General features: G+C 66.9%; 17 protein-coding genes. 10 read left to right on the forward strand and 7 right to left on the reverse strand.

Features of this window, described 5'->3' with window-relative positions:
* Positions 1-103 precede the first annotated feature (103 nt).
* Together BMZ97_RS03630 and BMZ97_RS03635 are read left to right on the forward strand one after the other, a co-directional pair.
* Entirely contained in the window at positions 104-1,651 is a 1,548-nt protein-coding gene (locus BMZ97_RS03630) for an ABC transporter substrate-binding protein (protein ID WP_092165561.1), read from the forward strand.
* A gap of 32 nt (positions 1,652-1,683) precedes the next feature.
* Positions 1,684-3,027, forward strand: coding sequence for an MmgE/PrpD family protein (locus BMZ97_RS03635; RefSeq protein WP_092166590.1), 1,344 nt, complete (start codon positions 1,684-1,686; stop codon positions 3,025-3,027).
* On the opposite strand, the gene BMZ97_RS03640 is transcribed toward BMZ97_RS03635, so the two are convergent.
* Positions 3,014-3,931, reverse strand: coding sequence for a LysR substrate-binding domain-containing protein (locus BMZ97_RS03640; protein WP_092165563.1), 918 nt, complete (start codon positions 3,929-3,931; stop codon positions 3,014-3,016). The two genes, BMZ97_RS03635 and BMZ97_RS03640, sit on opposite strands and share 14 nt — an antisense overlap.
* A 92-nt stretch (positions 3,932-4,023) precedes the next feature.
* Here BMZ97_RS03640 and BMZ97_RS03645 point away from each other — a divergent pair, with 92 nt between their 5' ends.
* The 6 genes from BMZ97_RS03645 to BMZ97_RS03670 are packed head-to-tail and all read left to right on the forward strand — an operon-like array spanning position 4,024 to position 9,771.
* Entirely contained in the window at positions 4,024-5,142 is a 1,119-nt protein-coding gene (locus BMZ97_RS03645; protein ID WP_092165565.1) for an NAD(P)/FAD-dependent oxidoreductase, read from the forward strand.
* Entirely contained in the window at positions 5,123-5,419 is a 297-nt protein-coding gene (locus BMZ97_RS03650; protein WP_092165567.1) for a (2Fe-2S)-binding protein, read from the forward strand. The genes BMZ97_RS03645 and BMZ97_RS03650 overlap by 20 nt, the downstream gene beginning before the upstream one ends.
* A complete protein-coding gene (locus tag BMZ97_RS03655) occupies positions 5,416-6,837 on the forward strand; it encodes an NAD(P)/FAD-dependent oxidoreductase (RefSeq protein WP_092165569.1) in 1,422 nt (473 codons plus the stop codon). The genes BMZ97_RS03650 and BMZ97_RS03655 overlap by 4 nt, the downstream gene beginning before the upstream one ends.
* Positions 6,834-7,964: an NAD(P)/FAD-dependent oxidoreductase gene (locus BMZ97_RS03660; protein ID WP_092165571.1), complete on the forward strand. Its 1,131-nt coding sequence runs from the start codon at positions 6,834-6,836 to the stop codon at positions 7,962-7,964. Before BMZ97_RS03655 ends, BMZ97_RS03660 begins: the two co-directional genes overlap by 4 nt.
* Complete coding sequence (locus tag BMZ97_RS03665) at positions 7,961-8,905, forward strand: ABC transporter permease (RefSeq protein ID WP_092165573.1); 945 nt, start codon at positions 7,961-7,963, stop codon at positions 8,903-8,905. Before BMZ97_RS03660 ends, BMZ97_RS03665 begins: the two co-directional genes overlap by 4 nt.
* Complete coding sequence (locus BMZ97_RS03670) at positions 8,902-9,771, forward strand: ABC transporter permease (protein WP_092165575.1); 870 nt, start codon at positions 8,902-8,904, stop codon at positions 9,769-9,771. The genes BMZ97_RS03665 and BMZ97_RS03670 overlap by 4 nt, the downstream gene beginning before the upstream one ends.
* Here BMZ97_RS03670 and BMZ97_RS03675 read toward each other — a convergent pair.
* From BMZ97_RS03675 to BMZ97_RS03690, 4 genes are read right to left on the reverse strand one after another with little or no spacing between them, the layout of a single operon-like run.
* Positions 9,763-11,094, reverse strand: coding sequence for a lysine N(6)-hydroxylase/L-ornithine N(5)-oxygenase family protein (locus BMZ97_RS03675; protein ID WP_092166591.1), 1,332 nt, complete (start codon positions 11,092-11,094; stop codon positions 9,763-9,765). The two genes, BMZ97_RS03670 and BMZ97_RS03675, sit on opposite strands and share 9 nt — an antisense overlap.
* Complete coding sequence (locus BMZ97_RS03680; RefSeq protein ID WP_092165577.1) at positions 11,094-12,935, reverse strand: IucA/IucC family protein; 1,842 nt, start codon at positions 12,933-12,935, stop codon at positions 11,094-11,096. Before BMZ97_RS03680 ends, BMZ97_RS03675 begins: the two co-directional genes overlap by 1 nt.
* Positions 12,932-14,017 carry a GNAT family N-acetyltransferase gene (locus BMZ97_RS03685; RefSeq protein ID WP_092165579.1) on the reverse strand — a complete coding sequence of 362 codons (1,086 nt, stop codon included), beginning with the start codon at positions 14,015-14,017 and terminating at the stop codon, positions 12,932-12,934. Before BMZ97_RS03685 ends, BMZ97_RS03680 begins: the two co-directional genes overlap by 4 nt.
* Positions 14,014-15,807 (reverse strand): IucA/IucC family protein, encoded by a 1,794-nt coding sequence (locus tag BMZ97_RS03690; protein ID WP_092165581.1) that lies wholly within the window; start codon positions 15,805-15,807, stop codon positions 14,014-14,016. The genes BMZ97_RS03685 and BMZ97_RS03690 overlap by 4 nt, the downstream gene beginning before the upstream one ends.
* A gap of 180 nt (positions 15,808-15,987) precedes the next feature.
* On the opposite strand from BMZ97_RS03690, the gene BMZ97_RS03695 reads away from it, so the two are divergent.
* Positions 15,988-17,118 carry an MFS transporter gene (locus BMZ97_RS03695; protein WP_244546220.1) on the forward strand — a complete coding sequence of 377 codons (1,131 nt, stop codon included), beginning with the start codon at positions 15,988-15,990 and terminating at the stop codon, positions 17,116-17,118.
* Between the two features lie 501 nt (positions 17,119-17,619).
* A complete protein-coding gene (locus tag BMZ97_RS03700; RefSeq protein WP_175525413.1) occupies positions 17,620-18,447 on the forward strand; it encodes a helix-turn-helix transcriptional regulator in 828 nt (275 codons plus the stop codon).
* Between the two features lie 13 nt (positions 18,448-18,460).
* On the opposite strand, the gene BMZ97_RS03705 is transcribed toward BMZ97_RS03700, so the two are convergent.
* Complete coding sequence (locus BMZ97_RS03705; protein WP_244546221.1) at positions 18,461-19,720, reverse strand: MFS transporter; 1,260 nt, start codon at positions 19,718-19,720, stop codon at positions 18,461-18,463.
* Complete coding sequence (locus BMZ97_RS03710) at positions 19,717-20,091, reverse strand: hypothetical protein (protein WP_092165597.1); 375 nt, start codon at positions 20,089-20,091, stop codon at positions 19,717-19,719. Before BMZ97_RS03710 ends, BMZ97_RS03705 begins: the two co-directional genes overlap by 4 nt.
* Between the last annotated feature and the right edge of the window lie 4 nt (positions 20,092-20,095).

Here is a 20,095-nt window from a genome sequence, read left to right on the forward strand (position 1 = left end):
CTATAACCCTGCGGAATAATCCATCCCTGATTTCGACTTGGACAGCTTGGGATAGTCGCCCCCACTATTCCGTCCAAATAACGGAAAACGAGGGGATCGAACGATGAAGCCGTCTGTCTTGGGGCTCGCGAGCCTGATTCTGGTCGCCTGCCTGCCGGGTGCAAGCTCGGCCCAGGAAAGCTTGCTGCGTGTCGCCGGCGATGGCGATGTCTCGACGCTCGACGCCCATCGCGCCAGCGCCACCAGCGACAAGACGCTGGTCGGTTGGATCTATAACGGCCTCGTCCGCTTCAAGCCGGGCAGCGCCGACCCGAAGGACCTCGAACCCGATCTCGCCGAACGCTGGGACACCTCCGCCGACGGAAAGACCTGGACCTTCCATCTGCGCCAGGGCGTGAAGTTCCAAGGTGACTGGGGCACGCTCAGCGCCGACGACGTCGTCTATTCCTTGCAACGCTCGGCCGATCCCAAACGCTCGACCTTCTCCTCGGATTTCTCGGCAGTCGAGAGGGTGGAGAAGGTCGACGATCTTACCGTCCGCATCACGCTGAAATATGCCGATGTCAATTTTCTCGGCCGCGTCTCCAACTATCACGGCGGCAACATCGTCAGCCGCAAGGCGGCGGAGGAACTGGGCGACAAGTTCGGTAGCAAGCCCGTCGGCACCGGCCCCTTCGCCTTCGTCGAGCAGGTGACGCAGCAATATGTGAAGCTCACGGCTCATCCCGGCTATTTCCGCGGCAAGCCGAAGATCGACACGATCATGGTGCGCGTGATCCCTTCCGACAGCGCCCGCGAACTCGCCTTCACCTCCGGCGAAATCGACCTGATGTATGGCAAGCGCGAGCAGCGCTGGGTCGATGCCGCCCGCCGCCGGCCCGGCTTCAATGTCGAGATCTTTCGGCCGGGCGAGTACCGGCTCCTGCATATCAACCAGAGCATGCCGCCGCTCGACGATATCCGCGTGCGCCGCGCCATCGCGGCCGCGATCAATGTCGACGACCTCGTGCGCTATGTCGGCAAGGATGTCGGTCCCAAGGGCTGTTCCGTCGTTCCGCCGGGCTATCTCGGGGAGGACTGCTCGGTCCGCTACAGCTTCGATCTCGCCAAGGCGAAGGCGCTGCTGGCCGAATCCGGCCACAAGGACGGCATCACGATCAAGGCCATCGTCTCCAATATCTCGGCGCAGCAGCCCTTCATGGAGATCATGCAGGCGCAGCTCGCCAAGGCCGGGATCAAGCTCGAGATGCAGGTCGTCGACCACGCGACCTATCAGAGCCAGACCCGCAAGGATCTGAGCGCTCTCGTTTTCTACGGCGCGGCGCGCTTCCCCATAGCCGATACCTATCTCAGCGAGTTCTTCCACTCACGCGCGACCGTCGGCACGCCGACCGCCGCGACGAATTTCTCGCATTGCGCCGTGGCCGACAAGGAGATCGAGCAGGCCCGCATCGAACCCGACGCCGAAGCCCAGAAAGCCCTCTGGAAGGAGGCGCAGCGGAAGATCATGGAGAATGTCTGCGCCATTCCCCTGTTCGAACTGCGTCAGGTCTGGGCCCGCAGCGACCGACTCGATTTCGGCTACGAGCTGAAGGGTGCGCTGAACCTCGCGCCGCCGATCACCGAGGCCACGACGCTGAAGCCGCGCTGAGGGCGGCGGCAATGAAGGATGGGGCGTTGGCCGTGGAGATATCGCGCCAACTGGCGGGCTACGTCGCCACTGCCAGCAGGCAACCGCTGACGGACGAGCTGCGCGAGGCCGCTTGCCGCAGCGTCCTCGACCTCGTCACTGCGGCCGCCGCCGGGATCGCCGCGCCCGGACCGCGAGCGGTTCGCCAGGTGGCGCGGATGACGATGGCGGGCGGTGCGCTTCCGGTCTGGTTCTCCGGGCAGACGGCCGGCCTTGCCGCTGTGGTCTGGTGCAACGCCGCCGCTGCGGCCGCGCTCGATCTTGATGACGGCCACCGCTTAGCGCGCGGCCATCCCGGTGCGGCCGTCATCCCAGCAGCCTTCGCCGCCGCGCAGGAGATGGACGCGACGACAGAGGACCTGCTGCAGGCGATCGTCATCGGCTACGAGGTCGGTGTTGCTGTCGGGGCTGCGCGGCACTTTTACGCCAATACCGGCATGTGGTCGGGCTATGGCGTGGTCGCGGCGCTCGGATCTCTCAGGCGCACGCCCCCGGAGCAACTGGCCCACGCCTTCGCCATCGCCGGCATGAGCGCTCCCAACCAGCTCCATGCCGGGGCCGGGCCTGCCTTTCGCGCGCAGGAAGGCAGCGACGTCAAGGAAGGCATACCCTGGTCGAGCCTGACGGCGGTCAATGCGCTCCTGCTCGCCGAGGCCGGCCATACCGGGCCGCTCGGCCTGCTCGACAATGAGGAGCATTTCCGCCTGGACGGACTGGCCGGTGGCCTCGGCGGGCAGGGCTATGTCGCCCGCAACTACATGAAGTTCCACGCCTGCTGCCGGCATGTCCATGCGCCGGTCGAAGCGTTGCTCGGCCTGCTCGCCCAGCATCATATCGATCCGCAAGCGATCGAAGGGATCGAGGTCGCGACCTATAGCGGTGCCCTGCGCCTCGCCAATCGGCCGCGTCCCCAGGGCTTCACCGATATCCAGTTCTCTATTCCCTACTGCCTCGGCCTTGTCGCGATAGACGGACCGGACGCCTTGCTGCCGCTGGCAGAAGCCGCCCTCGACCGGTCCGACATCGTCGCCCTCGCGGAGAAGATCTCGCTGCGCCTCGCCCCCGAGCTCGACGCGCGTTTTCCCACCGAGACGCTGTCGCGCGTCACCATCCGTGTCGGCGGGCGCGAATTCGTCTCGCCCGTCACCGCGCCGCGCGGCGAGGCTTCCGCGCCCCCATCATGGCTCGATCTCGAAGAAAAGCTCCGGAAAGCCAGCCGCTTCGTTGCGACGCCCGCGCAGCAGGAGCAGTTGCTCGCCGCCTCCAGCCGGTTGCGAGCTGGCGACCATGCTCCACTGCTGGATGCCTTCGCGACGATCCGGCTCAGCCTGGGCTGAGGATCGTTCGCGAAATCTCGGCAGCGGCTTCGCGTGCGCCGTCCAGGAAGGCATCGACGAGCCGGGCGTTGCGGCTGTCACGGATGCGGCAGAGCTGGAAGTCGAGCTGAACGGCCGGCTCAAAGCCTCGTATCGCCACCTTGCCCCGCAAGCCCCCGACGGCCGACGGATGAACCAAGGATACCCCGATGCCGGCGGCCACGAACTCGCACAGGGTCGGCGAAATGCTCACGACCATGACGATCTCGGGTGCTACTCCGTGTGCCTCGAAAACCTGCCCGATACGCCGGCTCGTAAAACTCTCCGGATCGAATGAGATGAAGGCGGTTCCGTCGAGATCATGGGGGGTGATCACGCTCTTTTCCGTCAGCGGATGGTCCAGCGGCAGGATGCAGACGAGTGGATGAGCCATCAGCGGCTCGGAGACGATGTACGGATTGTCGATCGGCGAGACGGTGAATCCGACGTCGAGCTTTCGGGTCACGAGCCCGTCGGCGATCCACTGCGAGCTGCGCGACTGCACCGAGCAGAGCACACCCGGCTGGCGGGCGAGAAAGCGCGTGGTCGCCTCCCTTATGAAGGCGCCCGAGAGCGCCGGCATGACGCCGATCAGCAGGCGGCTCTGCTCGTCGCGGCGGATCGCCTCGACGGCATTCTCGACCTGGCGCACGCCGGCGAAGATCCGGTCGATCTCCTCATAGAGCCGCATCCCGCGCCGGGTCAGCACGAGCCGTCCCTTCACGCGGTCGAATAGCTGCAGAGCCGTGTCCTCCTCCAGATGGGCGATCAGCTTGCTCATGGCCGGCTGCGAGATGTTCATCATCTCGGCTGCGCGGCTGACCGTGCCGTATTCGATCACAGCCTTGAAGGCCTCGACCTGCCGAAGATTGAGCCGTCGCGCCATTGCATAACCCTGGAGAATAGCATCGAGAGAAAAACGACTTTGACGAAATACAATAAGGCTTCCTAACGTCAAAGCCGGCAAGGGAAATTCACATGCGGCCGGACATCATCGTCATCGGAGGGGGCACGGTCGGCGCGGCGATCGCGTATGGCCTCGCCAAGAAGCAGCAGCAGGTACTGCTGCTCGACGGCGACGACGGCGACTTCCGCGCAGCCCGCGCGAATTTCGGGCTCGTCTGGCTGCAGGGCAAGGGGCTCGGCATGCCGGCCTATCAGGCCTTGACCCATGACAGCATCGCATTGTGGCGCGGCTTCACCAACGAAATCGAGGCCGAAACGAAGATCGACCTCGCCTATGAGCAGAATGGCGGCCTCGCTTTCTGCCTGGGAGAGAAGGGCTTCGAGCAGCGACGGCACGACCTGATGCGACTGCACAACCAGCGCGGCGAGGGCGCGCCGGATTGGGAGATGCTCGATCGTTCGGCGCTGGAGCATTTGCTGCCTAAGGTCACCCTCGGCCCCAAGGTGACGGGGGCGAGCTTCGGTCGACATGATGGGCACGCCAATCCGTTGCGGCTGCTGGCCGCTCTGCACGGAGCGCTCCTGCGCCATGGCGGCAGCATCCGCCATCGGGCGCGCGTCGAGCGTATCGAACCGGTGGGCCGCGATTTTCGCCTGATCCTCGACGACGAGGCATTGATCGCGCCCCGCATCGTCATCGCGGCCGGGCTCGGCTCCCCCCCATTGGCCCGGCAGGTCGGGCTTGAGGTGCCCCTGCGTCCCGAACGCGGACAGGTGCTCGTCACCGAGCGGCTGGCTCCCTTCCTGCCGCTGCCGGCGAGCGGCTTGCGCCAAACCGGCGAGGGCACGGTGATGATCGGCGCAACCAAGGATCACCCGGGCTTCGATGTTTCGACGACGGCGGAAGCCGCCGCCGGGCTGAGCCGCAAGACGGTCGAGATCGTCCCTGCGCTGGCCCAGGTCCGCCTCGTCAGGCAGTGGGCCGGCCTCAGGATCATGACGCCCGACGGCTATCCGATCTATGCGCAGTCGCACAGCCATCCCGGCGCCTTCGTCGCGCTCTGCCATTCCGGCGTGACGCTCGCGGCCTTCCATGCCGAGACACTGGCGGGAGCCATCGCCGCCGGTACTCTGCCCGAAAACCTTTCTCCCTTTCACCAGAGACGCTTCGATGTTCCGCAAGCTGCATGATCCAGGGGCGCAAGCCATAACGATCTTCATCGATGGGCGTCCCGTGCCCGCCGAACTCGGCGAAAGCGTCGCCGCGGTGCTGCTGCGCCAGCCCGAAGCCTGGTGCCGCACAACGCCGGTCTCGGAGAGTCCGCGCGCGCCCTATTGCATGATGGGCGTCTGTTTCGAATGCCTCGTCGAGGTCGACGGCCTGGCCTCCGTGCAAGGCTGTCTGACGCCGGTTCGAAGCGGCATGCGCATCGCCCGTCAGCAGGGCCCCAGGAGCCTGTCGGCATGAACGTGAACGAGACCGATCTCCTGATCGTCGGCGCAGGGCCCGCGGGCATGGCCGCTGCCGTCACCGCCCGCCGCCACGGCCTCTCCGTGCGTGTCCTCGACGATCAGCCGGCGCCCGGCGGCCAGATCTGGCGCGCGATCGAGACCGTAGCCGCGACGCCGCGCCTCGCGCGGCTTGGCGAGTCATACCGGGCTGGAGCGGATCGGGCCTCCGCGTTCCGCTCCTGCGGCGCGCTCTACGAGCCGGAAAGCCAGCTCTGGCAGATCGAGCCCGGTTTTCGCGCCTTCCTGACGCAGCAAGGCAAAGCGCGTAGCGTGACCGCGCGAGCCGTCATCCTCGCCACCGGCGCACAGGAACGCCCAGTGCCGTTTCCCGGCTGGACGCTGCCGGGCGTGCTGACCGTCGGCGCCGCACAGATTCTGCTGAAGACAGCCGATTCCGTCCCGACGAGCCCTGTCTGGATCGCTGGTTGCGGGCCGCTGCCATTGCTCTACATGACGCAGCTGCTCGCAGCAGGCGGCCGGATCGCCGGCTTCCTCGATACGACCCCGCGTGGGCGCATCGGCGCGGCTTTGCGGCATCTGCCGAAGGGCCTTGGCCGCCTCGCCGATCTCGCCAAGGGCCTGTCCTGGTCGCTCGCGCTTAAACGGGCCGGGTTCCCGATCATCCACCATGTCGCGGAGCTTCGCGCAGAGGGGGCAGGGCGCCTCGAAAGCCTGCATTACCGGACGCAGGACGGCCGCGAAGGCGAGGTGACCGCGGAGGTACTGCTCGTCCATGAGGGCGTGGTGCCGAACATCCATGCCCCGCTCGCGCTCGGCTGCGCAGTGAGTTGGCATGCCGGCCAGCACTGCTATGTCCCTGAGTTGGACAGTTGGGGCGAGACCTCACAAGTGAATGTCTTCGTCGCGGGCGACGGCGCCGGCATCGGCGGCGCCGAAGCAGCCGAACCGCGCGGACGGATCGCCGCACTGCGCGTCGCTGCCCGGCTCGGAAAACTCGGCGAAGGCGAAGCCGAATCCGCCGCCCGGTCGGAGCGGAGCAGGCTTGCCCGCGCGCTCGCCTTGCGGCCCTTCCTCGATGCGCTCTATGCACCGCGTCCGCAGGTCTTCGCCCCGGCCGACGAGACGCTCGTCTGCCGCTGCGAGGAGGTCACGGCCGGCGAATTGCGCGCCCGCGCCGTGCAGGGGCGACCTGGCCCCAACCAGATCAAGGCCTTCACCCGTGCCGGCATGGGGCCCTGCCAGGGCCGGCAATGCGGCTACACCATGGCCCATATCGTCGCGGCCGCGCAGAACCGACCGGTCGAGGAGGTCGGTTTCTATCGTATTCGCCCACCGCTGAAGCCGGTGACGCTTGGCGAGTTGGCAAGTCTTGGCGAATTGGCAAGCCTCGACGAGCGGGAGCCGGCGGCGTGAGCACTGAGGCATTCGACGTCGCGGTCGTGGGCGGCGGCTTGCACGGCCTGTCGGCGGCGCTGCATCTGGCCCGCGCCGGCCGGCGCGTGGCGGTGATCGAGCGGCGCTGGACTGGCCGGCACGCCTCCGGCGCCACCGCAGCCGGCGTGCGCACGCTGGGTCGCGACATCGCCGAGATCCCGATCTCGCTCGAAGCGATGGCGATGTGGCACAAGATCGCGGACATCGTCGGCGACCCTTGCGGCTTTCATGCCCATGGCCAGCTCCGCGTCGCGGAGACTGCGGAGCACATGCCGGCCTTGCTCCAGCGCGAGGCGAAAATCCGCGCACTGGGCTGCACGCATGAAGAGATCATCGACGCTGCCGAGCTGCGCCGCCTCGTGCCGGCCTTGAGCCCGCATTGCGTCGGCGCGCTGGTGGCGCGGCGCGACGGCGCCGCCGATCCACACCGCACCATCCTCGCCTTCCGCCGCGCCTGTGAAGCGGAGAACGTCGCCATCGTCGAGGACTGCGGCGTCGAGGCGGTCGACCGGCAGGGAAACGACTGGCTGCTCGTTTGCGGCCAGCGCCGCTTCCGCGCGCCCGTCGTCGTCAACGCGGCCGGCGCCTGGGCCGCCCGGCTCGCAGCCCTGTTCGGCGACGAGATTACGCTTGGCGTCAGGGCCTCAATGATGATCGTAACGGAGCGCCTCGCGCCGCTGCTCGCCCCCGTCGTTAGCGTCGTCGGCCGGGCGCTCTCCTTCAAGCAATCGGACCAGGGCACTCTGGTGATCGGCGGCGGCTTGCAGGGCGCGGCCGATCTCGACCGGGAGCGCAGCAGCGTCAACTTCAGCGAGCTCGCCAAGGGTGCACGGGCCGCGAGCGACCTCTTCCCGGCCGTGCGCGGCGTGCGCATCGCCCGCTGCTGGACCGGGATCGAAGCGCAAACGCGCGACCACCTGCCGGTCATCGGCGCCTCGCCGAATGCGCCCGGCCTGTTCCATGCCTTCGGTTTCTCCGGCCATGGCTTTCAGCTCGTCCCTGTCGTCGGGGCGATCCTGACGGATCTCGTCGTTGAGGGAACGACGCGGCGCGAGATCGCCGCCTTCGCGCCGCGGCGCCTGATGCAGGAAAGGGTCGCGGCATGATGAGCTATGTCTTCAGGCGCGTGCTCCTCGCCGTGCCGACGCTGTTCCTGATGCTGACGGCGATCTTCGTGCTGGTCCGGCTCGTGCCCGGCGACGCCGCCTCCGTGATCCTCGGCGATCAGGCGAGCGCAGCCTCGCTTGCGGCCCTCAGGGAAAAGCTCGGGCTCGACCAGCCGGTCCATGTCCAGTATCTCGCCTTCCTCGGCAAGGTCCTGACTGGCGATCTCGGCCAGTCCTTGAGCAGCGGCCGCAGCGTCATCCAGGAGGTGCTGCTGGTGCTGCCCTCGACGATCGAGCTCACCATTGCGGCAGTCGCGATCGGCCTTGTCTTCGGGTTGCCGCTCGGCGTCGCCGCCGCGCTCAGCCGCAATGGCTGGGTCGACTATGTCTCGCGCGTCGTCTCGCTGGTCGGCCTGTCCTTCCCGGCCTTCGTTTCCGGCATCCTGATGCTGATCGTCTTCTCGATCCAGCTCGGCTGGTTCCCGGTGCTGGGCAACACCAGCGGCGCGGGGAACCTCGCGGAGCGGCTGCGGGCGCTCGCACTGCCGGCGCTCAATCTCGGCATCATCATGACGGCCTATGTGATGCGCGTGACCCGCGCCGCGATGCTCGGCGTCCTGACCGAGGATTATATCCGCACCGCCCGCGCCAAGGGGGTGGGCCCAGGCCAGCTCGTCGTGACCCATGCGCTGCGCAACAGCCTGATCCCGATCATCACGGTGGTCGGGCTCTATTTCGGCACGCTGATCGGCAATTCGGTGCTGACCGAGATCATCTTCAACCGCCCGGGCCTAGGCAAGCTGATCATCGGGGCGCTCAACGCCCGTGACTACACGCTGCTGCAGGGGCTGATGATCATCTTCGCCATCTGCGTGATCATCGTGAACACATTGACCGATCTGGCCTACGGCCTCGTCGATCCGAGGGTGAAATACACATGAGCGCAGTTGCCACCACGACCGTCGACATCCGGCCGGGCGGGCTCTGGCTCGCCTTCACCCAGAACAAGCTCGCCTGGGTCGGGCTCGTCCTGCTCACGCTCATCGTCCTCGCCGCGGTCTTTGCACCATGGCTCGCCCCCTATGATCCTCTGGAGCAGAACATCATCGTACGGCTCGAGCCGCCCTCGGCGGAATTCTGGCTCGGCACCGACAGCTATGGCCGCGATGTGCTCTCGCGGTTGATCTACGGTGCGCGCATTTCGCTCTTCGTCGGCTTCGTCGCCATCCTGATCGCCATGCTGATCGGCACGACGATCGGCGTGCTGGCCGGCTATATCGGCGGAATCTTCGACCAGATCGTCATGGGCTTCCTCGACGTGCTGCTCGCCTTCCCGACTTTGCTGCTCGGCTTGATGATCGCGGCCATGCTGGGCGCCAGCCTGGAAAACCTCATCATCGCGATCGCGGTGACGGAGGTCGCGCCCTTCGCCCGCGTCGCGCGTGCTCCGACGATCACGCTGCGTCAGCGCGATTTCGTCGAGGCGAGCCGCTCTTACGGCTGCGGCCCGTTCCGGATCATGACGCACCACATCCTGCCCAACATGATTTCGGATGTAGTGGTGATGAGTTCGCTCTGGCTCGCTTCCGCGATCCGGACCGAGGCTTCGCTTAGCTTCATCGGCCTCGGTGTGCCGCCGCCGGCTGCGACCTGGGGCGGCATGATCCGCGAGGGCTTCGAGAACATCCTCGATGCCTGGTGGCTTGCCGTTTTCCCGAGCCTCGCGATCCTGGCGACGGTGCTTGCGCTCAACCTCCTCGGCGACGCCCTGCGCGACGTATCCGATCCCCGCAGCCGTTCAAGGTGAGAACAGCCGCCCATTCGAGCGCACCGTGTCCAGGCGAGCATCTGTGTGCATCTGACTGCGCCAGTTCACCATGGAATTCGGCACCTCGACATCGAACTGGCACCGGCCGAGCAGCGCATTGGCGATCACCGCGCCGCGCCAGGCCATCAGGCTGAGCTGCGGTTCGGCGATGCCATGGCTGATGAGGCCCGCATTCAGGGCAAAGATCCGGTTCGCGTTTGGGCCATCCCAGGCGATGGCGAAGTCCGCGCCAGGCACGGGGCGGCCCGTGCGGTCGATGACGATGCGCCCAGTCAGCGGAGCGAGACAGTCGGGCAGCTCGTAGCGGTAGCCAGTCGCGAGAATGACGATCTCCGCATGGCCGATCTCCATCATTCCGTCCATGCCGTTGCGCATGATGAGCTGGTAGCCGCCCTCTCTCGGCTCGGCGTTGACGACGTCGCGATGCGGCAGGAGCTCGACCTCCGGGCCCGATGGCTCCAGATGCCGCAGAACGTAGAGACGGCGATAGATGGCGGTGAGCGTCTCGCTCGACACCCCGTCACCGGCGAGCTTCTCGCGCTCCACGGTAGCGTGGCGACGCGGCTCCGGCAGATCGCGGAAGCTTGCTACATAAGGCGGCGTGAAGAGCTCGTTGGTGAAGGGCGTCTCGTCGAGCGGGAGGAAATTGGGACGCTGGCTGATCCAGGCGACATGGCTCGGCGCAGTGTCAGTCTGGTTCAGCAGGTGCAGCAGGATTTCGGCGCCGCTCTGGCCGCCCCCGATGACCGCCACGCGCTTGCCGGCGCAGGCGCCCAGTCGGAACCGCGCCTGTGAGGAGTGGAAATGGTCGTCCTCCCTCAGCCGGCCGGCGAAGGCCGGCAAGGCCGGCTTCAGCCCGACACCGAGTGCGATGTTGCGGGCGCGCTGTTCCCGGTTGCCGCTGCGCAGGACGAAGTTGCGGCCATCGAAGTCGACCGCGTCGATGCCGGCGCCGAAACGCAAGGTCGGCAGCCCCTGCGCCGCCCAGCTGAGATATTGCGCGAATTCGCGCCGGGGAATCGCACTGAAATCCGCGTTCATGAAATCGTAGAAGCGCTTCTTCGCCACCAGGAAGGAGAGGAAGGTCCAGGGGCTCGACGGATGGGTGGCGCTCACCAGATCCTTGAGGAAGGAGGTCTGCAGCGTCACATCCGGCAACATCATGCCGGGGTGCCAGTCGAACGCGTTGCGGCGCTCGAAGAACAGCACCTCGACCCCTTCGACCGCGTCGAGATGCGCTGCGAGGCTGAGGTTGAACGGCCCGATGCCGATGCCGGCCAGGTCGAGCGGGTGGTTTGTCATCATGGCTGGGCTCCGACGGGGCTGCGCGGCTGCTCCGTTTCGGAGCGCTCGGCGAGATGAAGGGGGTTGTCGAGATTGCTGCCGAGGCTCGGGACCGGACGGCGATTGGCGTCGCCATAGCCGATGGCCAATCGCACCCGGTTGATGCAGATGCGTGGCACCTTGGCGGTGAACAGGTCGAACAGGGCAAAGCGCTCGGCCAGTTCCGGATGAGCCGCCTGATAGCGCCGCAGGCTGCGGGCTAGGCAGGCATAGAAGCGCAGCTCCGGAAAACGGTCATGCGTCTCCAGCGCATCCGAAAGGAAGCGCAGGACGCTGGTGAAATGGCCGGTCTGGAGGTGCTGCTGCAGATGCGCGGCGGGCCGGCGCTGCAGAACCGCCCTGATCTCGGGAGCGAGATCGTCCGCCTCCGGGAAGTCCTGATCGACGAGGTCGGCGTCGCCCTGCAGATCCTTCAGCGCGACGCCCCTGGGCGTGAATTGCTCCAGCACCAGCGTGACGTTCTGGCCATGGGCGATGAAGCCGACGCCGTAGCGGCACAGGAAGTGGTAGAGCGGCACGGCGACTGCATCGAAGAAGCGCTCCAGCCAGACCTCGTGCGACAGGCCGGAGCGGGCGATCAGCGCGCTCACGATCGGTCGCCCCGCCGAGGTCAGCTTGGTGAGCGCGCCCAGCATCATGGCGTTCTGGCCGGGCTCCAGATGGGTCTCGACCGATTCGCGCCAGATCGCGCCGAGCATCTCGCGGAACTGGTAGGGCACGCCCTCGATCCGCTCGTAGAGCGGGTGCGGATAGAAGGCGCCGGCCGGCTCGCGCAGCACTGTGGCTGGAGCGAGCGCCGGGTCGCTCGCCGCCTTCTCCGCGAGCCAGGTCGAAAAGGCCGGCCCGATCGCCATGTACTTGCCCGGCACGCCGCGCCAGGCCGAGGTGTTGAGGATGCTGAGCGAGAGCTTGAGGTGCAGCGCCCGCGGGGCACTGGCATTGGCGAGCGTCCGCAAGGATTGCTGCGGCAGGTAACCGCTGCCGAAGGAGCCGAGCGGCAGAAGCCGACCGGCCGCGATCTCGCCGGCGAATTGCAGCGCGACCATGTTGTCCCACTGCCAGGGATGCACGGGCAGGAGCAGGTAGCGGGAGCGGTCCAGGTCGAGCCGCTGGCAGGCCTCCAGGCAGGCCTCTTCGAGTCCGCGCCGCTCAGTTGAATCGAGCGAGGCGGCGAGGAGGTGCTCCTCCAAAATCGTGGGATCATGCGAGATCTGGCAGGCATCGCGTGCGGCCGCCACCCAGAAGAGTTGCAGCTCGGCCTGGAATTCCGGCGCATAGACCTCGGCATCGCCGAGCCCCCAGCCGATGCGCCCCTTGGCGGCGGGCGCCTTCGGATGCCCGTCGAGATATTGCTGCAGCAGATGGTCGGGCAGGGTAATCAGCTCGTCCTCGCCGATCACGGCGTTGATGGCCGCGACCCTGGCATCCGAGGACAATGTGCTCGACAATTCCCGGATGTAGATGGCGAGCGTATCGGGCTCGATCTCCAGCACCGCCCTGGCATCGATCATGAAGCTGGCGACATCGTCCGCCGCGGCCGCGAGCGCGCCGTCATGGCGCGACAGGCTCCGGGGCTCGATCGCGAGATTGCCCCAGATCCGCCGCTTCGCCTTGAACCGATAGCTCACCGTCTCGCTGAGCCGCAGCGTCCAGAGCTCGTGCTGCTGGTCCAGTGGTTCGGGCTTCAGCCCTTCTTCGAAGCTAAGCTCGCTGATCGCCCGGGCGATGAGGGTCTGGTTGAGCTCGCGCCACAGCCGGGCCTCGACCGGCCCGCCGCCGGGGAGGGGGCCGAGATTCACAGCGCGATCTCCCGGAAGAAGCGCTCGCGCTCGCAGCAGACGAGAGCCGCGCGCTTGTGCGGGAAGTCGAACTCCTTGACCTTGTCATAGGCTGCGTCGGCGCAATAGCTCAGCATCTTGTGATGCGAGGCGCGAGGCTCTCCGACGATGCGCTGGGTGCGCGGCTCGTCGAGGAAGAGATAATGCGTGAGCGAGCGGAACCAGGCCAGCGTCTTGGCGCGGCCGAGATGACGCGGATTTCCGATGAGGCCGTGCCAGCCCCTGTCGAAATCCTCCACCTCGTAATGCGGGCCGAGCCGGTCTTCCCTAGCCCAGTAGAACTCGAAATAGCCGACCGGCTCGTCATCGAAGCTGCCGATAACGCCGAAGATATGCGGATCCGCCTCCTGCTCTGCGAGGTAGCGATCGAGCTCCTCGCGTGATTGCGCCAGCTCCCAAAAGAAGGCGACGCGCGGCTGGTTCATCCAGTGGTGGAACAGGTCGAGGTCGCGGCGGCGATCGATGGTGCGCAGCGAGAGCGTCATGCCCAGATGTGGCATCCAGCGCCGGTAAATCAGCCCGTTCGGCTGCGCCGGCCGCAGCACCGGCAGGCGCTCCGCCGGCCCGAGCGAGGAGCGGATCGCCGGATAGGCCGCATGCGCACCGGCTTGCCGCCAGAGCAGCGGCAGCTGCTGGAAGACGCTGCGGGTGATCACCGCGCAGTCCAGGCCGTCCGCCGTCCGGCCGGTCTCGACGCAGAGCCCCATTATCGCGGGCTTGCGGGCATAGCCGGGCAGCTCCAGCCGCGACAGCGACGGGGTGCTCTGGAAAGCCGCTTCGATCAGGGCCGCAAGCGCGTCCGCATCGGCGGGATGGTCGCCGTTGGGCCGGGTCACGTCGAGGCGGCCGCTGGCTGCATCCACCGCAGCGGTGAGCCGTGCCCCGATCCCGCGCTCCGCGTCCCCCGTGAACAGCACGCCGTTGGCGCTGTCGCTGGCCTCGATGACGAGCGCGGTCTCGCCGCGCGCTGGGAAGTGCCGGCTGGTCGCCCGCTTCGTCAACGGGGTCACGGCGGCGGTGTCGATCCTGGGGGCGATGGTCATGACCGCGCCCCCGCGATCGGATTGGGCAGCTCGACATAGCCGGCGAGCGGGTCCGTCACATCGGTGTTCTCGTTGATGTTGCGGAAACAGATCATGAAATTGCCCTTGCTGAGGAGGGTTGGCGAGGAGAGGAGGTAGTCGAGGCAGGTCCTGTCGCGCAGCGGCTGCGCGGCGAGCGCCGCCAGCGCGGCGCGCAGCGCTGCGAGCAGGCGCTCCTCGCTGGCAAGACCCGCAAGCGCGAGCGCGCCGATGACCGAGAAGACGCTGTTTACGATGAGGTAGTAGCCGGCGAGCCTGGCCGCATAGGCGCTGTCGAAGACATGCCCGGCTTCGAGCCGCACATCCGGCGCCTGTCCCGCAAGCTCCGGCAGGAATTCGCGGACATAGCCGGTGCCCTGGCAGTCGCGGAAATGCAGCGTAACGGGCCAGCCATCATCGAGGCCGACGACGATGTTCTGCTGATGCGCGCCGAAGAGCAGGCCGTGATCCGCCTGGATGCCGAGCAGGGGGACGGCGATGTTGTGCAGGAAGCGCTCAAACCAGGCCAGCGCGGTTGCGGCAGGGGCGCTGCGCTGGCACGCCGCGATGCGTCCGATGGTGGTCGCGAGCGCGCTGCTGCGCCCATCCGGGCCAATCTCGCAGAGCGCTGCCAGCACCGCTGCTGTGCTGTGCTGGCGAACGCCGCTGAACGGGTTGTCGCGGAAGACGACGATGGTCGAGCGCAGCGTCGCGCCAGTCTCGTCGCGCAGGGCGAGATAGCCCGGCTCTCCTATGACCTGGAAGCTCGGAAACCGCGCGGCGATCCGCTGTCCCACGGGCCCTGCCAGGAGCTTGTCGATCTCCAGCCCGCGCTCGCATTCATAGGGCTCGATGATGCGCTGCGAATTGGTCAAGCGCAGGCTCAGCGACATCTTCAGCATCCAGGCGGCATGCGGTGCATGGATGCTGCGCAGGGACGAGGTGGCGTACCAGTTCGAGCCTGCGGGGCCGAGTGCGCGGATCTCGCCTGTCTTGATCAGGCGCGTGATCGCGGGATCGAGCATGAGCTGCGAGGCCTGCCAGGGATGCATGGGCAGCAGCACGCGCCCCTCTTCCACCTGCCGGCGAACGGCCGGCTCCATGGCGGCATCGTCGATGGCGAGGCCGGCAGCCATTTCCGGGGCAGCCTGTCCGCGCGAGCTGCCCTGGAGCACGATCCGCGGCGAGACGGACCACCAATGCAGCGCGAAGCCCCGGCCGTATTCGGGCGAGAAGCGGCGCGTATCCTCCAGCGTGAACTGGTCGCGGCTGCGTGGCGTCGGGTGGACATTATGGCCGAAGCGCAGGGCCTGCTCGGCCTCGATGAAGCTCGGGTCGCGTTCGGCGAACACCGCCTCGCCGAGGCAGGGATGGCGCAAGGCGTCTTCGATAGTGGCGAGGCTGTCGAGCGCGCGACGCAGGAAGACGAGCCCTCGTATGTCGGCATCCGCGCCCGCGATGCCAGGTTCTGCCGTGATCAGGTTCAATAGCTCGGGGAGGGGGACGACACGCATCGCGCCTTCCGGCCCGATCTCGTAGAAGGGCGGGCGCAGACCATGGGCGCCGACCTGCGAGAGATGGGTGAGCGCGACATGGATCTCGCGCCCGGCCAGCGGCAGCTTGAGAACCTGGCGCGGAGGGGAATCCGCAGCGGATTTGCCATCCTCGTTGCCGATGGACCAGCCTTGCCATTCCCGCATCAGGCTCAGGAGAAGTGCGCGCGCCGAGATGCGGCTGGCGAGCTCCAGGGTTTTAGGTTTGGTTTCGATCATGGTTCGACCTTCATTGTCGAGGTATACAGCTTGATATTGCTGATAAATTCTCAGATTAGAATTCATCTATATTGTATATTTCGTTTTGATATCGAAGACATTGCATGTATCGGCGTGATTTGGATTGATCACTTCGAGGGATTTGCAATGGCGGCCAGGGATGTGACTCGACTCTCGCTCATGGCGGCGACCGTCGGCTTCGGCCAGTCGGCGTTGCTGGCGCTGGTGCCGATCATCTCGGGGGCGACGGGGCTCGATGCGCCGGCGATCGGTGCGATCGGTTTCCTCGGTGCGCTGGCCTTCCTCGCCGCCGCGCCGGTCTGGGGCTGCCGCGAAGATGGGCTGCGCAGCCGCTTCCGGCTGCTGGCCTGGCTGATGGTCGGGGCGCAGCTCACCTTCCTGGGCGTGCTGAGCGCCGGACCGATGCCCGCCATGCTCGCCTTCGCGCTGCTGGCCGGTTCGCGCATCGCCTACAGCGCCGCGGCCGCAGGCGTGATGCCGCAGGCGCAGGCCGCGATCGTGCGGATGAGCAGCCCGGAGAAGCGCCATGCCGCCCTGGCGCGATTGAGCGCCGGACTGTCCGTCGGCCGTGTCGTCGGTCCGCTCGTCACCTTGCCCGGTGCGGCGGGCTTGCTGCCAGCGCTCGCGGTCATGACGGTCATGCCACTCGCCTTGCTGGCCGGCCCGGACATCGCGCCCGCCGAGCAGCGGGCGGAGCGGGTTCCCCGCCGCTGGGATGTGGCGCGCGCCGTCTTGCCTTTGCTGGGGGTCGGCTTCGCCCTGACGCTCGGCCTCGGCCAGATTCAGATCACGCTCGGCCTCTTCCTGCAGGCGCGCTTCGGACTGGACGCCCATGCCGCCGCCCGCTGGAGCGGCGTGACCTTCATGCTGGTCGCTATGGCGATGATCGTGGTGCAGCTCGTTCTGGTGCCGCGCCTCAGGGGCGGACTCCGGCGCAGCCTGCGCATCGGCCTGGTCGTCTTCGCTCTCGGCAGCGCCGGCGCGGGCTTCGCCCCTTCGGTGATCGTGGTCATGCTGGGCGCCATGATTGCCGGCGGCGGCATCGCGCTTGCGACGCCCGCCTATACGGCCTGGCTCGTCGGCCGGATCGCGCCGCGGGAGCAGGCCGCTGCCGCGGGCTGGCTCGCCAGCGTGCATGTGCTGGGGCAAGGCGCGGGCGCGCTGAGTGGCGGGCTCGCCTTCGCGCTGTCGCCGCTCGCGCCCTTTCTCATCTGCGCGGGGCTCGGAGCGGCAATCGCCCTGGCGCTCGCTTATATCGAGCCGCCGCGCGATCATCGCGAGGCCCCATAAGTTCGCGCGCCGGCGACGGCATCCGCGTCGTGGGAGCACGCCAATGCAAAAAGGCAATGATGAATTGCTGTAGAAGGCATATCGCGTCCAAATTTCTCTTAATTCGGCGAAAACATCGGCCACCGATCGGATTAGTTCGGATATTCAGGTTTTTATACTTTTAGGTATTCGCTAGTTTTAAATTAGAATAAACAGGAAATGACTGCATATTTGACTTCTGCAGCTTTCGTAACAATTGAATTCTGTAGCTTTTGTTTGCATGCTGGTGGAAATGATTTCTTGGACTGGTGCGAAATGCCTAGCGGACTGAAACGCAGTGCTCAGGAGGCGCCTCCTGTATCCGGGCGAGGGCGGCGCTCTGCCCAGGTGGAGGAGCCTGGCCCCCTCTGGCTGCTCTCCAGTGAGATGCCCCAGTCAGAGATCGACCTTCATCTCGGGGCGAGGGCGGAGCGGCGTTTCGTTTTCGATGGGGCGAGCCCGGCTCCGTTCGGCGCCAGAGCCATGCTGCGGCTGGAGCCCGATATCGGCCTGATGTCGCTGTTCGCGCCGAGTACGGCGGTTTCATTGCCTATGCGAGATCTGGGCGCAGAGGGCGAGGCTCTGCTGCTGCGCCCCGCCGACGGCGCGCTGATCGTGACCTGTGGCGCGCGCCGGGCTGTGGTCGGCGGCCGCGAGGCCATTCTCCTGATGGCGCCCGCCCAGGCGACGCTGCTGCCGATGCAGATCTCGCGTCTCGATTGCCTGACCATCCCGACTGACGCGGTCAGCGAGCGGGCGAGCCTCCTGGCGCGGGAGCTGCGCGTCTTCGGGGCTGGCGACGACGCCCTGCAGATGCTCGGCAACTATGGCGCGGCGTTGTTGCGCGGGATGATACCGATCAGGACGCCGGAGCTGCACGAACTCGCCAGGCATTTCATGTTCGATCTCGTCAACATCATCTCGCCGGAGAGCTTGCCGGGCCGCGAGCCTCGGCATCGCCCCGACGAGCGGATGAACGCGATCAAATCCGATATCGAGGCGAGGCTCGAGGATCGCAGGTTGACCGCGCGCGAGATCGCCGACCGGCACGGCATCAGCCTGCGCTATCTCCAGAAGCTGTTCGAGGACGAACGAACGACCTTCTCGGAATTCGTGCTGCAGCGCAGGCTGGATAGGGCCTTGCGCCTTCTGCAGTCGGCCGGCTCCTGGGAGACCAGCATCACCGAGATCGCCTTCGGTGTCGGCTTCGGCGATCTCTCCTATTTCAACCGCACCTTCCGGCGCCGCTTTGGCGCCGCGCCGCGCGACATCAGGGCAAACCAGCGCGCCATCGTCGCGGTGCAGGCTTAGAGCCGACGCAGGATCAAGAAGCCTCGGCGCCTGCGCTTTTCGACTGCCGCCACAGCATAAGCATGCGCAGCGTGGCCAGGACGGCGATGGCCGACAGCGCGGTTGCGATCGCGAAAAGCCAGCCATAACCGAGCGCGTCGGCGAGCTTGCCGGCGAGCATCGAGCCGACGAGATAGACGAGCAGCTGTGCGCAGGCGAGGATGGTGAAATCCGTGCCGGGCTGGTCGGAGGTCGTCACAGCCATGAACAGCGAATAGAGCGCGACGATCTCCATATAGCGGATCAGCGTCTGGAAGCCGGCGGCGCCGAACAGGGGCCAGGAACCGGTGACGACGCCGATTGCGTGACAGGTGAAGAGAAGGAAGCACAGCGTCCTCATGCCGCCGAGCAGGCCGAGCACGAAGGAGAGGCCGCGCCGCTTCACCAGCCAGGCGGCAATGAAGGAGCCCGCCAGGCCAGCCGTGGTCGCCGAGAGGCCGGAGAGGTAGCCGATCTGGTCGAGCGGGATGCCGGCATCGACGAGATAGGGGCCTTCCATCGCCTTCACCAGGCCCTCGCTCGCCCGGTAGATCAGCGCGATCCAGAGGATCTGGCGGGCCTCAGGACGGCGCAGGAAAGCGCGCAATGAGGGCTTCTGCAACGCCGGCGCCGCAGCGTCGCTTTCGCGCATCAGCGCGGCGGCCGCCAGCGGCAGCAGCGACACGGCCGCGATGACGAGAAGCATGCCGGTCCAGCCGATGCGGTGATAGAGCACGAGGCCGAGCGTGCCGCCGATGACGACGCCGAAGGCGATCGCGCCGCCCTGGATCGCATTGCCCATCGCACGGTCGGCCGCCGGCAGGTATTTCGCGGCATAACCGTCCGTGGCGATGTCCTGCGTCGAGACCAGCAGTGAGGTGATGAAGCCGACCGCGACGATACCGACGATGTTCGTAGAGCCTATCGGGATCAGGGCGAGGATTGCGAGGATCGTCGCGCTCTGCGTGATCAGGACCCAGCCGGCCCGGTGCGCCCGCGCGAAGGGCCTGACGCGATCGACCCAGGGCGCCCAGAACAGCTTGATGACGAGCGGCAGGAGCAGAATGCTCATATAGCCGATCGCGGTTCGCGACACGCCGGCTTCGCGCAGGATCGGCGGGATCGCCGCAACAAACAGATAGGACGGGATCGACTGGGCGAGATAAAGCCCGGCGAGAACGCCGAACAGGCGGTAGCGCCCGATGGGCTCGTGCCCATTAAGGCCAGCGGCGCTCGCCGAAGTGGTGACCGTCACGGCACGTCCGCCTGATACTGGAGCAGGAAGGCCCGGCCGGCCTCCTCCTCGCGCTCCGCGATGATCGGGAAGGGCCAGAGCCGGCGGAAGGTCTCTGCCGTCTTCTCGTCCGCGTCGGGCCGGATGATCGCGCAAGCCTGGCAGAACCGGCTCAGGCGTGCCTTCGTCGCCTTGAACCAGAGCGCCTGCTCGCGCTCGCCAGCCTGCGAAAGCGCCCGCCTGCCGCCGAAGATCGTCAGCAGGACATAGGGCTCGACGCGCTCGCCGATCCTGGCGAGCGCGTCGAGATAGGCGCGCTCGTCGCTGTCGAGATAGGGCGGGAGGTAGCGCAACGTCAGGATCGCGTCGGCGCCGATGTCGAGGCTGACCATGATG

The organism is Allobosea sp. OK403, assembly GCF_900113835.1.
In the GTDB taxonomy this organism is placed as follows: domain Bacteria; phylum Pseudomonadota; class Alphaproteobacteria; order Rhizobiales; family Beijerinckiaceae; genus Allobosea.

Coding starts and splice junctions, on each gene's coding strand:
- BMZ97_RS03665 (WP_092165573.1), top strand. CDS start 7,961: ATGATGAGCTATGTCTTCAGGCGCGTGCTCCTCGCCGTGCCGACGCTG.
- BMZ97_RS03645 (WP_092165565.1), top strand. CDS start 4,024: ATGCGGCCGGACATCATCGTCATCGGAGGGGGCACGGTCGGCGCGGCG.
- BMZ97_RS03685 (WP_092165579.1), bottom strand. CDS start 14,017: ATGACCATCGCCCCCAGGATCGACACCGCCGCCGTGACCCCGTTGACG.
- BMZ97_RS03640 (WP_092165563.1), bottom strand. CDS start 3,931: ATGGCGCGACGGCTCAATCTTCGGCAGGTCGAGGCCTTCAAGGCTGTG.
- BMZ97_RS03650 (WP_092165567.1), top strand. CDS start 5,123: ATGTTCCGCAAGCTGCATGATCCAGGGGCGCAAGCCATAACGATCTTC.
- BMZ97_RS03690 (WP_092165581.1), bottom strand. CDS start 15,807: ATGATCGAAACCAAACCTAAAACCCTGGAGCTCGCCAGCCGCATCTCG.
- BMZ97_RS03700 (WP_175525413.1), top strand. CDS start 17,620: ATGCTGCGGCTGGAGCCCGATATCGGCCTGATGTCGCTGTTCGCGCCG.
- BMZ97_RS03655 (WP_092165569.1), top strand. CDS start 5,416: ATGAACGTGAACGAGACCGATCTCCTGATCGTCGGCGCAGGGCCCGCG.
- BMZ97_RS03695 (WP_244546220.1), top strand. CDS start 15,988: ATGGCGGCGACCGTCGGCTTCGGCCAGTCGGCGTTGCTGGCGCTGGTG.
- BMZ97_RS03670 (WP_092165575.1), top strand. CDS start 8,902: ATGAGCGCAGTTGCCACCACGACCGTCGACATCCGGCCGGGCGGGCTC.
- BMZ97_RS03710 (WP_092165597.1), bottom strand. CDS start 20,091: ATGGTCAGCCTCGACATCGGCGCCGACGCGATCCTGACGTTGCGCTAC.
- BMZ97_RS03675 (WP_092166591.1), bottom strand. CDS start 11,094: ATGACAAACCACCCGCTCGACCTGGCCGGCATCGGCATCGGGCCGTTC.
- BMZ97_RS03630 (WP_092165561.1), top strand. CDS start 104: ATGAAGCCGTCTGTCTTGGGGCTCGCGAGCCTGATTCTGGTCGCCTGC.